We start from the raw sequence: 17,818 nt of genomic DNA on the forward strand, positions 1-17,818 counted from the left end.
ATGAGCAATGTCGACACCGTCCTCGCGCGATATGATGAGATGAACGCCCGCGCGGAGCGGAAACTGCGCGAGCTTGCCCGCTCGCAAGAGGGGCGTGCCGCCGCCAGGCGTTTGCGGCAGCGGGGCGGCAGCGGCGTCCGGACGCGTGTTATTCGCGCAGCCGGGGTGCTCGTCGCGACCTTCATTGCTCTGGCGCTGTTCTACGGCGTCTTCGGCGCGATCGGCATCGACGGCTTCATTCTTCTGGTGGCGGCGCTTGCGATCGCGCTCGGCACGGCGCTGTTCTGGCCGGCTCGAAAGGCTCCGGCGCCGACCATCGACACGATACGCAATGCGGAGCTTGCCGCTCTTCCGGTTCGGGTCGAGCGCTGGCTGGAGGCGCGGCGTGCCGCGCTGCCGGCGACAGCCGCGCGCCAGGTGGACGAGCTTCTGCTCCGCCTCGAGGTGCTGGCAACTCAACTTGAGAAGGTCGAAGGCAGTGCACCTGTGGTGCAGGATGCGCGCAAGCTGATCGGAGAGGAGCTGCCGCGTCTCGTCGACTCGTTCACCAGCGTGCCGGAGGCCTATAGGCAGCGAGGCAGTGAGGCAGAGGCGCAGCTGCATGAGGGGCTGGAAACGATCTCCGCGGAGCTGAAGCGCCTGTCGGAACAGCTTGCGCGCGGCGATCTCGACCGCCTCGCGATCGAGGGACGTTTTCTCGAAATCAAGTATCGGCAGGGCACCGCCGCGTCAGGCGGCGATGAGGCGGGTTCGCCGCAGACCGCGCCAGCAGGAGCGTCGGGGCCGGCGGGCTCTGGCGGTCCGGGGCAGGGGTGACGCCGCAGCGCGTCTCATCGCATCCGCCGAGGGAGGACGGCCGAAGCTATTCGTTGCCGAGCCGAAAGCTCAGCATGATCGTGTTCGCATCCTCGTCATAGGACAGTTCACCACGAAGTTGCCGAGTCATGCCCTGGACGATCCGGCCGCTTGCCGTGCGGAGGCCCTCACCGGAAAGGGTGGCGCCGCCGATGTCGTCTCCGGAGATGGTGAGCATTCCGTGCCCCTCGTCCGTGCGCAGCAATTCCACATGCGCTTCCATGGACAGACCAGGCTCCAGACGCGCGGCTTCCCCCGCGAGGAGTTCCGTGATCAGGAAGGACAGCGGCACGGCGGCGTCCTGTCCGACGAAAACGCGGTCGAACCGGTTGGTTAAGTGCACGGCGACACCAACGACGTTTTCGATGCTGCTCTCGAGACTCGCAAGCAGATCGTTCAGCAGCGCCCCGACATCGACCCCGCGCGCATGGTCGTCGGCATATAGCCAGCGATGCACGAGGGCCAGAGCTTCAACGCGCATCTGGATGATGCCATAGGCTCGCCGCTCTCCGGCGACATTCGTATCCCGCGCCTTGATGCTGAGCAGACTGGTGATGATCTGCAGATTGTTCTTAACACGGTGATGGACCTCGCGGACAAGGCGCTGCTGCTTTTCCAGCGCAGCTTCTCGATCTTCGCGATCACGCCGCTGCTTATCGGCAAGGGAATCGTACGATGCGGCAAATGCGGCGAACTCCGCTGTATTGCCGACGCGGGGCTCCAGCGGATCAACGACCCCGCTTCTTGCACGTTCGTCGATGCCGGCCTGCATGGTGCGAAGCGGGCGGATCACGAGCCGCCGCAGTGTCAGCCAGGCAATGGCGAGGGCCGCCAGCCACATCACGGGCGGGGCTATGATCGACGCGAGACGTCTGGCCGAGAATGCTGGGACCGGCTCGTCATACTCGATCATCAGGCCGTTGATCCGCGTCGGTGCGCGAAAGCCATAGCGCCCGTCCGAAACCACGATCGGTTCCGGCATCTCCAGGCTGGTCGGCTGTTCGCGGGTCACCTGCACGGCGAGGCGCGACCCTGCCGGCCGTGAGACTTCGTTCAGCCGCGCCTGTAACGCCGTCAGAGGGATGACCGCCGCGATACCGGAGGGCGTGGATACGGCTGTCCGGTCGCGTACGGCGAAGATGACGTTCCTGCGTGCGGCATCGAAGAACAGTTCGCCCGGCCGTCCATTGTCCTCGCGAAACCCCTTGGCCGCATAGCGCGCCTCTTGCGCGTTCAGATCCGGCCCGCCCGGCGATCGGCAGGTGACGCGGCCCGACGCATCGATCTGGCTGACGCTTTCGAACATGGGCTCCAGATCGACGATCCGCGTCAAGGCCGCCTCGCATGTGTTGAGATTATCGTCGAGATCCAGGCGCAGGCTGAAAGCACGCAGGGCCAGCCCCTCATCGGTGATGATATTGTCGACCTCGTCGGCCAGTCTGACCGCGCGGCGCTCGATAAGCGCGATGCTTTCCCGATATGCATCATCATAACTGATCGCGGACAGGCCCGCGGAAATCAGCCCGATCGGCAGAAGCGCGATGGTCAGCGCTGTCAAAACCCGCCGCGACAGGGGTTTCGACATGCTGGATGAACTTCGCGTGGAAACTTCTGCCGGGTCGCTCATTGTGCCCTATTGAACCCGCCTTACGGCGGGCCGTTCCATTACCGCTGCCCTTGCTCTTGGCGAAAAACCCGTTTCTAAGGGCGGCGAATGAAATGAAGGCCGGACACAGTCTGGCCAGAGGAGAGAAATCTAGATGTCGCTCGCCACTGAAATCGCCCCTCATCTGCCGTATCTGCGCCGCTATGCCCGCGCGCTTACCGGCTCGCAGAGCGCGGGCGATGCCTATGTCCGCGCAGCGCTTGAAGCGATTGTCGAGGCGCCGGAATCCTTTCCGAAGGACGTGGACGCGCGCATGGGACTTTACCGGACGTTCCACGCGATCTGGGGCTCCGCGAACGTGGATGTGAAGCCCGATCCGGCCGAATCTTCCGAATTTGAGAAGATCGCCCACGAGCGTTTGGCCGGCATCACGCCGCTGTCGCGTCAGGCGCTGCTGCTGACCGCGATGGAAGGGTTTTCGAACGAGGACTCCGCCTATCTGATCGACCGTGAACCGGAAGAGGTCAGCACGCTGGTCAAGGAAGCGCTGAGCGAGATCGAGAAGCAGACGAAGACCAGCGTTCTCATCATCGAGGACGAGCCGATCATCGCCATGGATATCGAGAGCATCGTCGTCGATCTGGGCCATGAAGTGACAAGCATCGCAGTGACGCGCGACGAGGCCGTTGCGGCGGCCGAGGAGCAGAAGCCTGGGCTGATCCTCGCCGACATCCAGCTGGCCGACGATTCCTCCGGCATTGATGCGGTGAAGGACATTCTGGAAAAGTTCGCCGTACCGGTGATTTTCATTACGGCCTTCCCGGAGCGCCTCTTGACGGGCGAGCGTCCGGAACCGACCTTCCTGATCACGAAGCCGTTTCAGCGGTCCACGGTAAAGGCCGCTATCGCTCAGGCGCTCTTTTTCAAGTCAACGGCAGCAGTCCCGGCCTGACGGCTTGCTGACGATCCAATCGAGTAAAAGGGGTTTGCTATGGACGAGAATCACGAAGAAGTCGCGAAGGAGCAGGCAAGGGCAGGGGAGACGCCGCACGTCGGTAGGTATGTGCTGCTGATTTCGACGGTGCTGCTCGCCATCGCCTTTCTGGTAATGCTTGTCGTCTTTTCCTAAGTTTATAAGAGTTTCTGGCGGGGGTTCGAATGGCTGATCTGGCCGAAAATCAGAATGAGGCAGTGACCGGCGACGTCGGCGGTTTCCTGCGTTCGGTCTTTGCGGAGAGCGCATCGCAGGCGCTGCCGCCGATGTTCGCCGAACTCCTTGATCGGCTTCAGTCGGCACCTTCGCAGGCGCCGAAGCCGAACACCGAGCAACTGTCCGACGGTGATTTCAAGGCGGAACTCGCGCAGGTAATTCCCCATCTGCGTGCGTTCGGCCGCTCGCTCAGCGGCAATCGTGACGTCGCCGACGATCTCGTTCAGGAAACCCTTTTGAAGGCGTGGGCCGCACGGCACCGCTTTCAGGCGGGCACGAACATGCGCGCCTGGACCTTCATCATCCTTCGCAACCTGTTCCTCAGCCAGATGCGCCGGGCGCGCTTCAAGGGGGAATGGGACGATTTTACCGCGTCCAAGCTGCTCGCCGCGCCGGCGGGGCAGGACCGGCAGATCGAACTCGCCGATCTGGAGCGCGGACTGCTGCAACTGCCGCAGGCCCAGCGGGAGGCGCTGATTCTGGTGGGCGCGGGCGGTTTCGCCTATGAGGAGGCGGCCGCCATCTGCGACTGCGCTGTCGGCACGATAAAGAGCCGGGTGGCGCGCGGCCGGGCCGCGCTGGAAACGATCCTTGCCGACGGCAAGATGCCGACGCGTACGGAAAGTGTGCCGTCTGGCGCCACCGAGGGGGCGCTGTCCAGCATCATGTCGCAAGTCGACAATCTGTCCAGCCGGTAGGCGGGGGCGGGCGCAGGTCCGTAAGTGCCGCCGGGAGCGTCATTCGCGTGGACGGCGCGACGCAGCTATTTCAGCTTATCCAACGTTTCCTGCAGCGCGGGTGACAGCGGTTCGTCGAGCGAATCCCGATACAGCTTGCGCAGAGAGGCACCGAACCGGCGATTGCGCTCCGATTGGGTGCGTTCGTTGTCGGTCGGGTCGTAAGGCGTTCGTTCACGGTCTGGGCGGGAAGATGGCATGTCCTACAAACACCGGGTCACGTTGGCGCGTTCCGTCCACTGACCGCAAAATTCGCGGAGCTTCATGACGGACGCCATTCAGGATGCGGTGGACCGGGCGCAGCGTTATTCGCCGTTCCTGCGCGGCATCGTCCGCCGCCGCCCGGACTGGCCCCGCGCTCTTATGGACGAGGGGCCGGATGCGTTCCTCGCGCCAGCACTCGCGGCGCCTTTCCACGGAACCGAAGAGGAGATTCGGGGCCGCCGGCAGCGCACGGCGTTCGGGGCCGCCATCGCCGACCTCTCCGGGGTCTATGACCTGACGGCGGTCGTCCGCGCGCTCAGCGATTTTGCCGACCTTGCCATAGATTGGGCTGTCCGCACGGCAATATCAGAGCGCATTCCTGGTGCTCGGCCGGAGGGGTTCGTCGCGCTTGCGCTCGGCAAGCTGGGCAGCCGCGAACTCAACTATTCCAGTGACGTCGATCTCCTTTACCTGTTCGACGGGGACCGGTTGCCGATGCGGAGCGGGGACGACCCGGCGGAGGCGGCTAACCGCATCGCCCGGCGGATCTCCGAACTTCTCCAGCGGCGTACCGCACACGGCTATGTCGCGCGGGTGGATTTGCGACTGCGGCCCGATGCGGAAGCGTTCGGCATCGCCACTCCGGTGCGGCGCGCGGAAATCTATTATCAGGGCGAGGCGCTGACCTGGGAACGCGCCGCCTTCATCCGCGCGCGCCCCGTGGCCGGCGACATCGCCATGGGCGAGCAGTTTCTGCGCACGATCCAGCCGTTCATCTGGCGTCGATCGCTCGACTACACCGCCGTGCAGGCGATCGAAGATGTGTCCTTGCGCATTCGCGACCATGCGAAGGGCCCGGAGCGCTTCGGTCCCGGATTCGACCTGAAGCGAGGACGCGGCGGGATTCGGGAAATCGAATTCTTCGCACAGGCGCACCAGCTGATCTTCGGCGGCCGGGACGAGTCCCTGCGCATGCCGGAGACCCGCGCCGCCCTCATCGCGCTGAGCGCGGGGCGGCGCATTCAGGTCGAGGACGCAGCCGAACTGTCCGCGACCTATGAGGCGCTTCGAAACGCCGAACACAGGCTGCAGATGGTCGACGACGAGCAGACGCACAGCATTCCGGCCCGCAAGGAGGAGCGAGAGGCCCTGGCGGGGCTGGCCGGCTGTTCCAGCTTCGCCGCCTTTGCCGAGCCGCTCCTCCCGCGTATCGAGCATGCGGCTGCGCGGTACGAGGCCTTCACCTCGTCCGCTGCGCATCCGGCCGTTCCGCGCGGCAAGGCTTTGGCATCATGGCTCCGCGAGCAGCGATTGGCCGCGCCGAAGGAGCTGGCCACGCTGATCGCCAAGTGGCGGGAGGGCGCATATCGCTCGCTGCGCAGCGACCCGGCCCAGCGAGAGCTGGAGAATGCGCTGCCTGTGCTGGCGGAGGCGTTCGGACATCTGACGGCGCCGCACAATGCGCTACGCCGCTTTGACGACATGTTATCCCGAATGACGTCGGCCGTCCGCTTCCTCGCGCTCACGACGGCGAACCCGGGCATTGCGAACCTTCTTGCCCGCGTCATGGGGCACGCGCCGATGCTTGCCGGAAAGCTCGCTCGCCGGCCGGAGCTGCTGGATGTGCTGATCGGGGCGGACCTCGATCATGGCGCATCCGCTGCAGACTACCGGAAGCAGGCAGAGCGCCATGTCGCCCGGAGCGGCGATCTGGAGGAAGCGCTGGATGCGATCCGGCGCTGGTCCGGCGAGCAGCGGTTCCGTATCGGCGTGTCGCTTCTCGAGCGCCGTATCGATCCGCTGGACGGGGCACGCGCCTATTCCGACATTGCCGACGCAGCGCTGGTCGCCCTGATGCCGGCGGTGGAACTCGCTATGGCCGCGCAGCATGGCAAGCTTCCGGGCGGCGCGGTGCCCATCGTCCTGGCCTTCGGTCGCTATGGCGGGCGGCTTCTCACCGACCAGTCCGACCTCGACCTCGTGTTCCTCTTCTCCGGCGAGCATGACGCCCCATCGGACGGCGAAAAGCCGATTGGGGCGACGACCTATTTCAACCGGCTGTTCCAGCGCTTTGTATCGGCCGTCACCGTGCCGACCGCTGCCGGGCCGCTTTACGAGGTGGATACGCGCCTGCGCCCGTCCGGCAGTGATGGGCTGCTTGCCGTCAGCGTGGACACCTTCACGGACTATCAGCGGCAGCGGGCGTGGGCCTGGGAACATATGGCGCTGACGAGAGCGCGTCTCGTCTTGGGAGACGCGGCGGCGCAGGAGGTGTTTACCGGAATCGAGGCCGGTCTTTACCAGGAGCGTGATGCGGGCGAACTGATGCGCCGCGTGATCGACATGCGCGCCGATATGGACCGGGCGCATCCCCAATCCGGCCCGTTGGATGTGAAGCGGGGACGTGGCGGTCTGATCGACCTGGAGTTTATCGTGCATTATCTGCAGCTCAGCATGCAGACCGGCTTCAATCCGGATCTGCGCCTGGCCATCGACGCGCTCGCCTCTGCCGGCTTGCTGTCTGGGGAGATGGGAGAGGCGCACGATCTTCTTGCGCGGTTCCTGGTCCTGTCGCGGCTGGTCGGGGACGAGGCGGAGGGGCGCAACTCCGCGATGACGCGCGCCATGGTGGCAGAGGCTTGCCACCGGGCGGGGTGGGACGACATGAAGGCCGCCATAGGAGATGCCCGCCGCACCATCGCGGCGGAGTGGAAGCGAATTTTTGGAGAAGCCAAGACATGACGAAGGATCTCTCGGCTGGCGATGCGGCCCCTGATTTCGAACTGGCCGGCGAGGATGGTCGCACATTCCGCCTGAGCGATTTTCGGGGGCGCAAGCTCGTCCTCTATTTCTATCCGAAGGACGACACGCCGGGCTGTACCAAACAGGCGATCGGCTTCACGCAGGAGAAGGATGCGTTTGCCGAAGCGGAGACGGACATACTCGGCGTTTCGAAGGACACGGTCGAAAAACACGGCAAGTTTCGCGCGAAGCACGACCTGGACGTGTATCTGGGTAGCGACCCGGAGGGGGAGGTCATCGATCGTTACGGTGCCTGGAAGGAAAAGAAGCTGTACGGCCGAACCTTCATGGGGATCGAGCGCTCGACATTTCTGATCGACCGCGACGGAAAGATCGCGCGCGTCTGGCGAAAGGTGCGCGTGAAGGATCATATCGACGCGGTGCTGGCGGCGGCGCGGGATCTGGACTGACCGATCAGCGAATGACCAGCGTCTCCAGCATCGGGGCTGCCGCGCGGGCGGTTCTTCTGGCGGCCTCGCCCCCGGAAAAGGCGGCGCTCAGCCGTGCGCTCGCGGAGCGTTACCGGGCCGGGGATCTTGCCGCAAACTGGGACACCGCCCTGCCGTTGCGTCCTGCCAGGCCTGCGAGACCCGAATTGCTGCCGCCGTCACAAATGCCGAAGCGCGGCCGGGCCGGGTCGGAGCGTTCGCGCATCGCTCTTCTGCATGCCCTCGCGCATATCGAACTGAACGCCATCGATCTGGCCTGGGATGCGGCGGGCCGCTTTGGCGGCGCGATGCCCGCCGCCTTCACCGCCGACTGGATCTCCGTCGGCGATGACGAGGCGCGGCACTTCCTGCTCCTTTCGGATCGGCTCGCGGCCTTCGGCGCGGCTTATGGCGATCTGCCCGCACATGATGGCCTTTGGGAGGCGGCGATGGCGACCAGCAACGATCTCGCCGCGCGCCTGGCCGTCGTTCCGCAGGTTCTGGAGGCGCGGGGGCTGGACGTTTCCCCCGCCACGATCGCACGTCTGCGCGCGGCCGGGGACGATGCGAGCGCGGACGTCGTGCAGACCATCTATCAGGATGAGATCGGTCATGTCGCGATCGGCAATCGCTGGTTCCGCCGATTGTGCGAATCGGCTGGGAAACCACCGCCCGACCACTTCCGTTCGCTCGTTCGGCAGCATTTCAAAGGCCGCGTAAAACCGCCGTTCAACGACTCGGCGCGCGCACAGGCCGGACTGACGATAGACTATTATGTTGGCCTTGATCGCCATTAACCAAGCGAACAGGAATTGGGCTTAGGCCTTCGGGCTGGCAGGTTTTATTCGAAGAGAGGGCCGGCGGCCCGGGGCGAAGCAGCCCGCGGCCGTTCGCTGGGGAAGATCTTGATGACAAAATCAGTGCTGTCGGGCGCACAGGCCGCCTTTCGCAAGTTTTTCACCGACCGCGAACTGATGCACTATTCCGAGCGTACGGGCATGCAGGTCCTGCGACTGACGGCGAAGAAGCAGCTGCTGTTCGCCGCCGGCGTCTTCGGCCTCTTCTCCTACAGTGCCGCCATGACCGGTATCGCCGTTGCGGGGCCTGGCGATGCACCCACCGCGGCAGAGCGGGCGGAACTCGCGCAGATGCAGGCGCAGGTTGCGCAGTTGCAGGATGAGGTTGCGGAGAAGGCCGCGGCGCTTGAGGCGCGGCAGGACATGCTGGCGGAGGTTCTTGTCGGCGAGGAGGGTCAGGTTCTCGGCAGCGGAGACGAGACGGAGACCGCAGGCCTGATGGGCCCGCTGAACGCCGTGGAGCAGCGCCAGTTCGCGCTTGCAGAACTGGCGACGGACGAAGCCCGCGCGCGCTTTGACGCGCGCCGCGCGCACCTTGAGAAGCTCGGCCTGCCGGAGGCTCGCTTCACGCACGCCGCCGATCTGGGCATGGGCGGTCCAGAGGTCGAGGTGGGCAGCGCGGAGGCGGATCTCGGCGGGTCCGACGCCCGCTTCAAGGAACTCTTCCTCAGCTGGAAACGCCTGGACACGCTGGAGAAGGAAATGTCCGGCGTTCCGAAGCGGAAGCCGGTGCAGAAATTCACCTACACCTCCGGTTACGGGGTGCGGCTCGATCCGTTCCGTGGCACGACGAAGATGCATACCGGCGTCGACATGGCGGGTCCGGTTGGCGAGACGGTCGTGGCGACGGGCGCGGGTGAAATCATCCGTGCGGGCTGGACGGGCGGTTATGGCAAGATGGTCGAGATCGACCACGGCAAGGGCCTGACGACACGCTATGCCCATATGTCGAAAATCAATGTGAAGACCGGCGACCGGGTCGGCCCCGGTGAAACCATCGGTGCCATGGGTTCCACCGGCCGTTCGACGGGTTCGCATCTGCACTACGAAGTGCGTCTGGATGGCCGCGCGGTTAATCCCATGCCGTTCCTCGAAACCATGGATGTGGCGGTTCGCGAGGATACGAGCGCCATCGGCGGCGAGTAAGGCGCGCCGGTTTTCTTCGGCTTGAGGGAACGAGGCAGGCTGCCTATCTTCCTGTCATGGCCAGCGTGACCCTTTCCCCCTCCGCCGCGGCGCGCGTCGCCGCAATCGCGGCAAAACAGAATGTCGCCCCGATCCTGCGCCTGAGCGTGGAAGGCGGCGGCTGCGCCGGATTTCAATATAAATTCGGGCTGGCGGACGCTGCCGATGCCGACGATATCGTCGCGGAAACCGACGGCGTGACCCTGGTGGTCGATCCGGTCAGCATGGATCTCGTCGGCGGATCGCAGGTGGATTTCGTGTCCAACCTCGGCGGCGCGTCCTTCCAGGTGAGCAATCCGCACGCGGCAAGCGGCTGCGGATGCGGCACCTCCTTCTCCGTCTGACATCCGCCTGATAGGGAGGCGGGCATGAGAATCGCCACCTATAACGTCAACGGTATCAAGGCCCGCCTGCCGCGCCTCCTGGAATGGTTGGCAGAAACGCAGCCCGATGTGGCCTGCCTGCAGGAAATCAAGTCGCAGACGGATCTGTTCCCGGTGACGGACATCGAGGCGGCAGGCTATCACGCGCTCGTTCACGGCCAGAAGGGGTTCAACGGCGTCGCTATTCTGACGAAGGAGCCGGCGCAGGAGGTGCAAGTCGCGCTGCCGGGCGATCCCGACGACGATCACGCACGCTATATCGAGGCGGATTATCGTGGCGTTCGGATCGCCTGCCTATACCTGCCGAACGGTAATCCGCAGCCCGGTCCGAAATTCGATTACAAATTGTCCTGGATGGAGCGGCTGCGCGCACGCGCGTCTTCGCTGTATGAAGCGGAGATTCCGACCGTCATCACCGGCGACTTCAATGTCGCCCCGGAGAACCGGGATGTCTTTTCAATGCGCGCGATGGCAAACGACGCTCTGGTGCAGCCGGAAAGCCGCGCGGCCTATCGCGCCATCCTGGCGCAAGGGTGGCTGGAGGCACTGCGCGCGGTGCATCCGCACGATGACAAGCTCTACACCTTCTGGGATTATCAGGCAGGATGCTGGCCGCGCGATGCAGGGCTGCGCATCGACCACCATCTCCTCAGTCCGCAGATCGCCGACCGTCTTCTCGATGCTCAGGTCGACCGGGAATATCGCGGCCGGGAAAAGGCCAGCGACCACACGCCCGTATGGATCGAAATCGCGGACTGAGGAATGCCCACGCCGTGGCGGCGTTACAGGGCCTTCTCGTAGACGCGGTAGGTCTTCGTGATCTTCGATTTGATCACGTCGGCAATCGACAGCATCGGCTTGTTGTCCTCGAGGATCCAGCCGATCTCGCCCCGGGTGGCGCCGTAATTCGCAACGCTCGCGCGGCGGATATGCTCGATCATCAGGAACGCCATGAAGGTCGCCAGGCGGCCCGATTGATGCGTTTTCCGCACGCCCATCAGAGGAACGCGCATGCGGGAAACCTGCGGCCGGCGCAGGCGCCAGAGCAATTTCGCCCAGCCAAAGGGAAACAGGCGGCCGTTGAGGTCCTGCGTCAGCTCGTTGAGGTCGGGCAGGGTGATCATGAAGGCAACGGGCTCGCCGTCCACCTCGCAAATGCGGATCAGGTCTTCGTAGACGATGGGTTTCAGCTTCTTGCCGACATGCGCCACCTCGGCATCGGTCAGGGGCACGAAGCCCCAATTGTCCGACCAGGCGTCGTTCAGGATTTCCAGGATCAGGGCGGCCTCTTCGTCGAAGCGCGACTTGTCTACCTGCCGCATGCGGATGCGATCCGATTTCTCGGCGAAATCGACGATGCGCGCCACGGCGGGGGGGAATCCCTCCTCGATCGGGAGTTCATAGGCGTAAATCGTCTTCGCCGTCTGATGCCCGTCCGCCGTGACGAGATCCTCGTAATAAGCAAGATGATGTCCCATCATCACCGTCGGCGGCAGGTCGAAGCCGCCGACCAGAAGGCCGGGCTCGTCCCAGATCGACAGGCTGAAGGGGCCCAGCATGCGCGTCATGCCCTGCTGGCGCAGCCAATCCGCGGCGGCGGTGAACAGGGCGTTTGCGATGCGCTGGTCGTTCTCCGTCTCGAACATGCCCCACTGGCCGGTGCCGGCACCCATATTCTCCAGCACCAGCTCGTCCACCTGGGCGGAGATACGCCCGACGACGCGGCCGCCGCGCTCGGCAAGGAAGAATGCTGCGCGGGCATGCAGGAACCATGGATTGGTCTTCGGTCCGGCGATCAGCTGATGGACATCCATCTTCAGCGGCGGACGCCAGCTCGGATCGTCCTTGTAAAGGCGAAAGGGCAGGTCCACGAATGCCTTGTAATCGGCCCGACTTTCGCAGCGGCGGACGGTGATATCTTGCATGTTCACGGACATTTCCCCTTGCCGCCGATGGTGGCGGTTCCCGCCGCTTCGGTTGTTCCGAATGTCCGGCGGATGAAACAAAACGCGCCGCCGCACAAGGGCGCGGCAGCGCGTGAAATCTTTGCGAGGCCGGGGCTAGGCTGCCTCCGTGCCCTCCATCCGCTCCTTCGTCTTGGCGCGGCGTTCGGGCTTCTCATAGGTGCCGCCGGACATCTTCGAAACCCAGGGCCAGCGCTTGGCGGCCTCCTCGTCATAGCCGAGGTTGAACACCGTGGCGGATTTCCGCGGCCGGTCCTTGCGCTCGTAGAAGGTGCCGAACAGCCGGTCCCACGAGAAATCCGTGATGCCGAAATTGCCGGTCTCGTCATGGAAGTGGTGCGCCATGTGGCGCGCCTTCATCTGCTGCAGGAACTTGTTTCTCGGCTTGTAGGCAAGGTGCTGGATGCAGTGGACGAACTCGTACACGCAGGTCATCAGCATGCCGGAGGCCAGCGCGACCCACAGACCGCCCATGCCGCCGATGACATAGCCGACCGGGCCCATGATCAGGACGATCGCGGGCAGGGTGGTGTAGAGCGCGCCGAACAGTACCTCCAGATGATTGGGGTCCTGGTGATGGTCGAAATGGATCCGCTTCCACGTCGTCGCGGTCAGCGGCGATTTGTACATCCACTGCGAATGCAGAACCCAGCGGTGCAACACGTACCAGGCCAGCGGATAGGCGACGACGGCGATACCACCGGCCAGAATACCCTCGAACAAGGTCGGCGGGTTCTGCGCCGCGAGGTAGATGGCTGCGGCCGAAAGGACCAGATAGGCCTGAATCGCATAATACTGGAAGTACGCGATCACCAGGTCCTTGAATGTCATCTTGTCGAGATAGTGGGATTTATTCCACATGCCGACACGATAGCCCTTCAGAATATTCACCTGTCTACTCTCTTCTCTTTTGGAAACCGGAACGGGCTTGCCGTTCCTGCCGCTCTCGACGCGGACTTTCTCTGGAGCATAATATAGGAACGCAATGCGGCGATTTTGCGGCCCGGCGCTGTACCGAACCTGAATCGAGCCGCTATCCGTCACTTTTATGCAACAGTGTGGGCGCCGGCGGGGCTCTATTCCTCCGTTCGGAAGATCAGCGCCTCGCCGACGATCAGGAACAGGAGGAAGGGCCCCCAGGCCGCCAGCAAGGGCGGAGCGGCGCCGAACTGACCCATGGCCAACATGGCATTGTCAGCCACGAAATAGGCAAAGCCGAGGCCGAGACCGACCACGGACCGGATGAACATCTGGCCGGATCGGGCAAGTCCGAACCCCGCGACCGCACCCAGCAGGGGCATCAGGACGGCGCTGAGGGGTTTGACGATTTTCTGGTGCCATGTGGTGCGCAGGGCGGCGGTCGACGCGCCGGTGGCCTCCATCCTGTCGATTGCGGCCGACAGTTCCATGCTGTTCACCTCGTCCGGGTCGGGCGAACGAACCGTGTAGACGTCAGGGTCGATTCCGCGCCCGACCATCAACGGAGACGACCGCACCTCCTCGCCGGTTTCGACGTCGAACCGGCGCACCCCCTCCAGTCGCCAACCCTCATCCCCCGCATAGGTCGCGCGCGTTCCCCTGATGTCCGAAACGAGGCGATTGTCATCCCGGCGAAAGACCCGGACGTCCGTCAGCACCATGCCGGCACCCGTTCCGGACACGCGCTCGGCATGAACGATATCACTATCTCCGGCCTGCCAGCGGTCGCTGCGGTCGTCCGGCATTTCCGGGTCATAAGCGCCATAATCCGCCTTCTGCCAGGCATCGAGTTCCGCATTGGTGCGAGGCAGGATGGTCTGAGCGAAGGCGAAGTGCAGGCCGCCGACCAGCAGCGCTGTCAGCATCATCGGCGCCATGATGGCGTGCGGCGACATGCCTGCGCCCTTCATGATGACGATCTCGCTGGACTGGCTGAACGAGGACCAGGTGAGGAGCGCGCCGAGCAGAACCGCAAATGGCAGGAAGGTATCGGCGAGTTGCGGCAGGCGCAGCTTCACATAGTGCAGCAGTGCCGCATTGCCGTTTCCGGGCGCCGCGAGGATCACTTCCGACTCGGTCAACAGATCGAGGACCTGCAGCAGACCGATGAGAACGAAAGCGAAGGCGAGAATGCGCAGCGCGAAGGTCTTCGCCTGATAGCGGGCAAGCATGTTCGAGGGCCAGGGGGAAAGCCGCATCACGCCTCTGCCTCTGCCTCTGCCGCGCTGCCGGGTTCGCGCCTGCGGCGGCGAAGAAGGCGAAGGGCCGCGCGCAGCGGCCGCGCTGCCTTCGCCGCCGTCGTCTCCAGCATGCCGATCGGCTGCCCTGCCGGCCGGAACGCCAGGACATAGAAGAACCACACGCATAATGCCGCAAAACCAGCGAATGCGGCCCATTGACTGAAGACGATCGGCACCTCCCCCGCCGCGCCTGACCGCTCCGCGCTTTCGGAAATCTCGTTATAAACGACAAGGATGATCAGGGCCGCGAACACACCGAGCGCACTGCCCGATCGTTTCGGCGGCACCGCCAGGGATATGGCCAGCAGGGGTATCAGGAAGGGCACCACGATCTGTACCAGCCGGCGGTGAAAATTCGCCTGAATTTCGCGTTCGATCTTCGCCGTCAGATCGCCGGGGCTGCCGATATTGCGGTAGAGCTCGGCGATCGTCAGTTCGGCATCGTCGCCCTGTGAGCCGCGTTCCCGGAACACATCGATCTGCGGCAGGGGAACGGCAAGATCGTAATTTTCGAAGGAGAGCACCCGCGGTTCAGGTTGGTCGGGACTGTCATGGACCAGCGTTCCCTCGCGCAGGCGCAGAAGGATGATGTTCGGATCGTCTGTCGACAGAAAGGTGCCGCTTTCGGCGGCGGCGGTTGCGCTGCGCCCGTCCGCGCCGCGCGTATTCAGGAAAATGCCGCGCAAGTCCGCGCCGCTGTCGCGGCTTTCCTCGACCCGCAACGTCGTTCCTTCGGCGACCGTCACGAATTCGCCGACCTTGATGGACGCCCCCAGGGCGCCCGAACGAAGCTCGAACTCCAGCCCCTCATAGGCATAGCGGGTGACGGGTTGGATAAAGCCCACGATGATGATCGTGAGTGCCGACAGCGCCGCTGCATAGGCATAGGGCACGCGCAGCATTCGTACGTAGGAGATGCCCACCGCGCGCATCGCGTCCAGTTCGCTCGACATGGCCAGTTTGCGAAAGGCGAGCAGGATGCCGATCAGCAGGCCGACGGGGATGCCGAGGCCGAGATATTCGGGAAAACTGTTGCCGAGCAGGCGCCAGACGACCGAAATCGGGCCGCCCTCGTTCACCACGAAATCGAACAAACGCAGCATCTTGTCGAGCAGCAGCAGCATGGCTGCAATCACAAGCGTCGACAGAAGCGGCAAGGCGATCAGGCGCGCGAGGTAACGATCGAAGCGGGTCAGGGTCACAGCTTCGCGCATAGCGGAGGGGGGCGAGCGGGGAAAGTCGGTATGGCCGCTGCGCCCTCTCTGTCCGCGGCCGGCCGCCGCCATGCGGCCTGCGCCGCAGGGCGTGAGGTCAGAGGGCCTGTAAGCCGGGTTCTGTCCGCCCGGACCTTGCGGCGAACGGGTTGGACGATCATTCCTCTAGGACCGCACTTGCGTGCGGCCGCCAGCAACCTACCCGGGCGGTCCAGGCCGGATCTGGCCCATGCGCCGCCCCTATTCGGTCTTGCTCCCGGTGGGGTTTACCATGCCGCCTGCATTGCTGCAGTCGCGGTGCGCTCTTACCGCACCCTTTCACCCTTGCCCTTGCCGCCAGAGGCTGCGCGGGCGGTTTCCTTTCTGTGGCACTTTCCCTGGGGTCGCCCCCGCCGGGCGTTACCCGGCACCGTTGATCCGTGGAGCCCGGACTTTCCTCCCCGCCTGCCTTTCGGCGCCTGGCGCGGCGATCGTCCAGCCCTCTGACCTTCCCTTCAATTAGGGTCGGGGCAGGTGCGTGCCAAGCCTCAAGGCGCCCGCACTGCGGCGCGATAGCAGCGCAAGAAGGATCGTGCGCGTTTCGGCATCGATCGTTCCATCGACCCGGTCCGGTCGCCAGCGGCGCTGGAACGCCGTGACCGCCCTTTCCGGCTGATCCGCCTCGTAGCCGAAGCGGCCGAGAGCGCGCATCGTGCCCACGTCCGACCAGTGCGGATCGTCCCATATGTCATCGCCGCCGGCATGGGGGCGGGCCTCCGCCTGCCCTCGCTTCGCCAGCGTTTCCCACGGGAATTTTTCGCCCGGATCGTCCTTTCGGTCGGGCGCGAGGTCGGAATGCCCGATCACGTTCTCCGGCGCCACGCCGTGCCGTTCCAGAATGTCCGGAAGCAAGCGCGTCAACGCTTCGATCTGCGCTTCGGGAAAGGCGGCATAGCCATGCTCGTGACCGGGATTGGCAAGCTCGATGCCGATGCTTGCGGAATTGACGTCGCGGACGCCGCGCCAATAGCCCCTGCCGGCGTGCCAGGCGCGCCGGTTCTCCGGAACCAGTCGCCAGATTTGCCCGTCCTCTTCAATCAGATAGTGGGCGGAAACCTCCGCCTCCGGATCGCAGAGCCGTTTGCGGGCCGCCTCCGCAGACAGCATGCCGGTATAATGCAGAACGACGATGCTGACCGGCAGCGCCCGCTCGTTCTGGTTTGGCGACGGGCTCTCGGCGATGTCGGGCCCGGCTGTCACCGGCGCGCTCTCCTCACCCACTGTTCGGCGATCTCCGGCTCCTTCTTCGCGCTGCGCAGGGTGATGATGGCGACGCCGACGAAGCTGACGAGCGCACCGACGACCAGCCCGGTCGTAATCGGCAGGTCGAAGTAAAAGACGGCAACGCCCGCGGAAATGAGCGGTGTCGGCAGCGTCAGCGGTACGATGACGCTGACATCGTATTTCTGCAGCAGCCAGCTCATGCCGGCATGGCCGACCAGCGAGGAGAAGATTGCCGAAAAGGCAATCCATCCCCAGACGCCCAGCGGTGCGGAGAACGAGGAGACCAGCGCGCCGGGTTCGAAGATCAGCGATGCCGCGCCCAGAATGGGAACGCTGATGAGCGCGAGCCAGCCATGGATGTTCATCACCGGAACGCCCTGCAAGCGGCGGAAGAGCAGAGAGCCGACGGCCCAAAGCAGGCTGGAGATGACGGTCAGGCCGACGCCAAGGCGCTCCGACCAGATGGCGGGATCGAACCCCATGATGACGATGCCGACGAAGGCGAGCGTGACGCCGGCGATGCGGATCCAGCGGATGCGCTCGCCGAGGAAGATGACGGCAAGGATCAGGCTGAACGGCGCGCCGAGCTGCGCCGCGATCGCAAGCGCCGCCACATTGTCGGTCACGGCCAGCGAGGTGTTCACGAACAGCATGAAGCCAGCGCCGGCAATGATGGCCGTGGTCGCGATCAGGCGCATGCGGCCCGGAACCCAGCGAATGAACGGCAGCGTCACCAGCAGGGCGATGGCGTAACGCAGCGTCACGGCGGCAAGGGGCTCGACCGCGTCGACCGCCACCTTCACGGCGATCATGTTCATCGCCCAGCACAGGTCGATGAAAACGATGAAAAGAAGGTGGATCGGGGCCATGGTTCTCGGGCTAGGGACTTTG

17 protein-coding genes and 1 other RNA gene are annotated in these 17,818 nt (G+C 64.5%); 10 read left to right on the top strand and 8 right to left on the bottom strand.

The window, feature by feature from the left end; genetic code table 11:
* The gene (locus C725_RS07300) at positions 1-816 is read left to right on the top strand and encodes a hypothetical protein (RefSeq protein WP_008601496.1); all 816 of its coding nucleotides are present in this window, start codon (positions 1-3) and stop codon (positions 814-816) included.
* A 46-nt stretch (positions 817-862) separates the two neighbouring features.
* On the opposite strand, the gene C725_RS07305 is transcribed toward C725_RS07300, so the two are convergent.
* Complete coding sequence (locus C725_RS07305) at positions 863-2,482, bottom strand: sensor histidine kinase (protein WP_078056196.1); 1,620 nt, start codon at positions 2,480-2,482, stop codon at positions 863-865.
* Positions 2,483-2,615: 133 nt separating this feature from the next.
* Between C725_RS07305 and C725_RS07310 the strand changes: the two genes are divergently transcribed.
* The 9 genes from C725_RS07310 (at position 2,616) to xth (ending at position 11,026) form a co-directional block, all read left to right on the top strand.
* Positions 2,616-3,413 (top strand): response regulator, encoded by a 798-nt coding sequence (locus C725_RS07310; RefSeq protein WP_008601500.1) that lies wholly within the window; start codon positions 2,616-2,618, stop codon positions 3,411-3,413.
* A gap of 39 nt (positions 3,414-3,452) precedes the next feature.
* Positions 3,453-3,590: a hypothetical protein gene (locus C725_RS16510; RefSeq protein WP_008601502.1), complete on the top strand. Its 138-nt coding sequence runs from the start codon at positions 3,453-3,455 to the stop codon at positions 3,588-3,590.
* Between the two features lie 131 nt (positions 3,591-3,721).
* Positions 3,722-4,369 carry a sigma-70 family RNA polymerase sigma factor gene (locus tag C725_RS07315; RefSeq protein WP_038282374.1) on the top strand — a complete coding sequence of 216 codons (648 nt, stop codon included), beginning with the start codon at positions 3,722-3,724 and terminating at the stop codon, positions 4,367-4,369.
* Positions 4,370-4,672: 303 nt separating this feature from the next.
* Positions 4,673-7,354: a bifunctional [glutamate--ammonia ligase]-adenylyl-L-tyrosine phosphorylase/[glutamate--ammonia-ligase] adenylyltransferase gene (gene glnE / locus C725_RS07320; RefSeq protein WP_008601508.1), complete on the top strand. Its 2,682-nt coding sequence runs from the start codon at positions 4,673-4,675 to the stop codon at positions 7,352-7,354.
* Positions 7,351-7,824 carry a thioredoxin-dependent thiol peroxidase gene (bcp, locus tag C725_RS07325; RefSeq protein WP_008601509.1) on the top strand — a complete coding sequence of 158 codons (474 nt, stop codon included), beginning with the start codon at positions 7,351-7,353 and terminating at the stop codon, positions 7,822-7,824. The genes glnE and bcp overlap by 4 nt, the downstream gene beginning before the upstream one ends.
* Before the next feature lie 11 nt (positions 7,825-7,835).
* Entirely contained in the window at positions 7,836-8,639 is an 804-nt protein-coding gene (locus C725_RS07330; RefSeq protein ID WP_008601511.1) for a ferritin-like domain-containing protein, read from the top strand.
* A gap of 111 nt (positions 8,640-8,750) precedes the next feature.
* Positions 8,751-9,845 carry a M23 family metallopeptidase gene (locus C725_RS07335; protein WP_008601513.1) on the top strand — a complete coding sequence of 365 codons (1,095 nt, stop codon included), beginning with the start codon at positions 8,751-8,753 and terminating at the stop codon, positions 9,843-9,845.
* A gap of 56 nt (positions 9,846-9,901) precedes the next feature.
* Complete coding sequence (locus tag C725_RS07340; protein ID WP_008601515.1) at positions 9,902-10,228, top strand: HesB/IscA family protein; 327 nt, start codon at positions 9,902-9,904, stop codon at positions 10,226-10,228.
* A gap of 24 nt (positions 10,229-10,252) precedes the next feature.
* Complete coding sequence (gene xth / locus C725_RS07345; protein ID WP_008601517.1) at positions 10,253-11,026, top strand: exodeoxyribonuclease III; 774 nt, start codon at positions 10,253-10,255, stop codon at positions 11,024-11,026.
* A gap of 23 nt (positions 11,027-11,049) precedes the next feature.
* Here the strand turns inward: xth and C725_RS07350 are convergent, their stop codons facing one another.
* The 7 genes from C725_RS07350 to C725_RS07375 form a co-directional block, all read right to left on the bottom strand.
* Complete coding sequence (locus tag C725_RS07350) at positions 11,050-12,198, bottom strand: hypothetical protein (RefSeq protein WP_008601520.1); 1,149 nt, start codon at positions 12,196-12,198, stop codon at positions 11,050-11,052.
* Between the two features lie 129 nt (positions 12,199-12,327).
* On the bottom strand, positions 12,328-13,122 hold the full coding sequence (locus C725_RS07355; RefSeq protein ID WP_008601522.1) for a sterol desaturase family protein: 795 nt from the start codon (positions 13,120-13,122) through the stop codon (positions 12,328-12,330).
* 185 nt (positions 13,123-13,307) lie between these two features.
* Complete coding sequence (gene lptG, locus C725_RS07360) at positions 13,308-14,408, bottom strand: LPS export ABC transporter permease LptG (RefSeq protein WP_008601526.1); 1,101 nt, start codon at positions 14,406-14,408, stop codon at positions 13,308-13,310.
* Complete coding sequence (lptF, locus tag C725_RS07365; protein WP_008601528.1) at positions 14,408-15,664, bottom strand: LPS export ABC transporter permease LptF; 1,257 nt, start codon at positions 15,662-15,664, stop codon at positions 14,408-14,410. Before lptF ends, lptG begins: the two co-directional genes overlap by 1 nt.
* 93 nt (positions 15,665-15,757) lie before the next feature.
* Positions 15,758-16,150, bottom strand: an RNA gene (gene rnpB / locus C725_RS15360) — RNase P RNA component class A.
* Between the two features lie 12 nt (positions 16,151-16,162).
* Complete coding sequence (locus tag C725_RS07370) at positions 16,163-16,903, bottom strand: N-acetylmuramoyl-L-alanine amidase (protein ID WP_008601533.1); 741 nt, start codon at positions 16,901-16,903, stop codon at positions 16,163-16,165.
* Complete coding sequence (locus tag C725_RS07375) at positions 16,900-17,796, bottom strand: DMT family transporter (protein ID WP_008601535.1); 897 nt, start codon at positions 17,794-17,796, stop codon at positions 16,900-16,902. Before C725_RS07375 ends, C725_RS07370 begins: the two co-directional genes overlap by 4 nt.
* Positions 17,797-17,818: the final 22 nt, after the last annotated feature.

Source organism: Pacificimonas flava (assembly GCF_000342165.1).
GTDB lineage: Bacteria > Pseudomonadota > Alphaproteobacteria > Sphingomonadales > Sphingomonadaceae > Pacificimonas > Pacificimonas flava.

What these genes read in the sequence shown, in the direction of transcription:
- C725_RS07340 (WP_008601515.1), top strand. Translation starts at nt 9,902, where the DNA reads ATGGCCAGCGTGACCCTTTCCCCCTCCGCCGCGGCGCGCGTCGCCGCA.
- C725_RS07300 (WP_008601496.1), top strand. Translation starts at nt 1, where the DNA reads ATGAGCAATGTCGACACCGTCCTCGCGCGATATGATGAGATGAACGCC.
- C725_RS07330 (WP_008601511.1), top strand. Translation starts at nt 7,836, where the DNA reads ATGACCAGCGTCTCCAGCATCGGGGCTGCCGCGCGGGCGGTTCTTCTG.
- C725_RS07375 (WP_008601535.1), bottom strand. Translation starts at nt 17,796, where the DNA reads ATGGCCCCGATCCACCTTCTTTTCATCGTTTTCATCGACCTGTGCTGG.
- C725_RS07335 (WP_008601513.1), top strand. Translation starts at nt 8,751, where the DNA reads ATGACAAAATCAGTGCTGTCGGGCGCACAGGCCGCCTTTCGCAAGTTT.
- C725_RS07315 (WP_038282374.1), top strand. Translation starts at nt 3,722, where the DNA reads ATGTTCGCCGAACTCCTTGATCGGCTTCAGTCGGCACCTTCGCAGGCG.
- xth (WP_008601517.1), top strand. Translation starts at nt 10,253, where the DNA reads ATGAGAATCGCCACCTATAACGTCAACGGTATCAAGGCCCGCCTGCCG.
- lptG (WP_008601526.1), bottom strand. Translation starts at nt 14,408, where the DNA reads ATGCGGCTTTCCCCCTGGCCCTCGAACATGCTTGCCCGCTATCAGGCG.
- C725_RS07310 (WP_008601500.1), top strand. Translation starts at nt 2,616, where the DNA reads ATGTCGCTCGCCACTGAAATCGCCCCTCATCTGCCGTATCTGCGCCGC.
- C725_RS16510 (WP_008601502.1), top strand. Translation starts at nt 3,453, where the DNA reads ATGGACGAGAATCACGAAGAAGTCGCGAAGGAGCAGGCAAGGGCAGGG.
- lptF (WP_008601528.1), bottom strand. Translation starts at nt 15,664, where the DNA reads ATGCGCGAAGCTGTGACCCTGACCCGCTTCGATCGTTACCTCGCGCGC.
- bcp (WP_008601509.1), top strand. Translation starts at nt 7,351, where the DNA reads ATGACGAAGGATCTCTCGGCTGGCGATGCGGCCCCTGATTTCGAACTG.
- C725_RS07305 (WP_078056196.1), bottom strand. Translation starts at nt 2,482, where the DNA reads ATGAGCGACCCGGCAGAAGTTTCCACGCGAAGTTCATCCAGCATGTCG.
- glnE (WP_008601508.1), top strand. Translation starts at nt 4,673, where the DNA reads ATGACGGACGCCATTCAGGATGCGGTGGACCGGGCGCAGCGTTATTCG.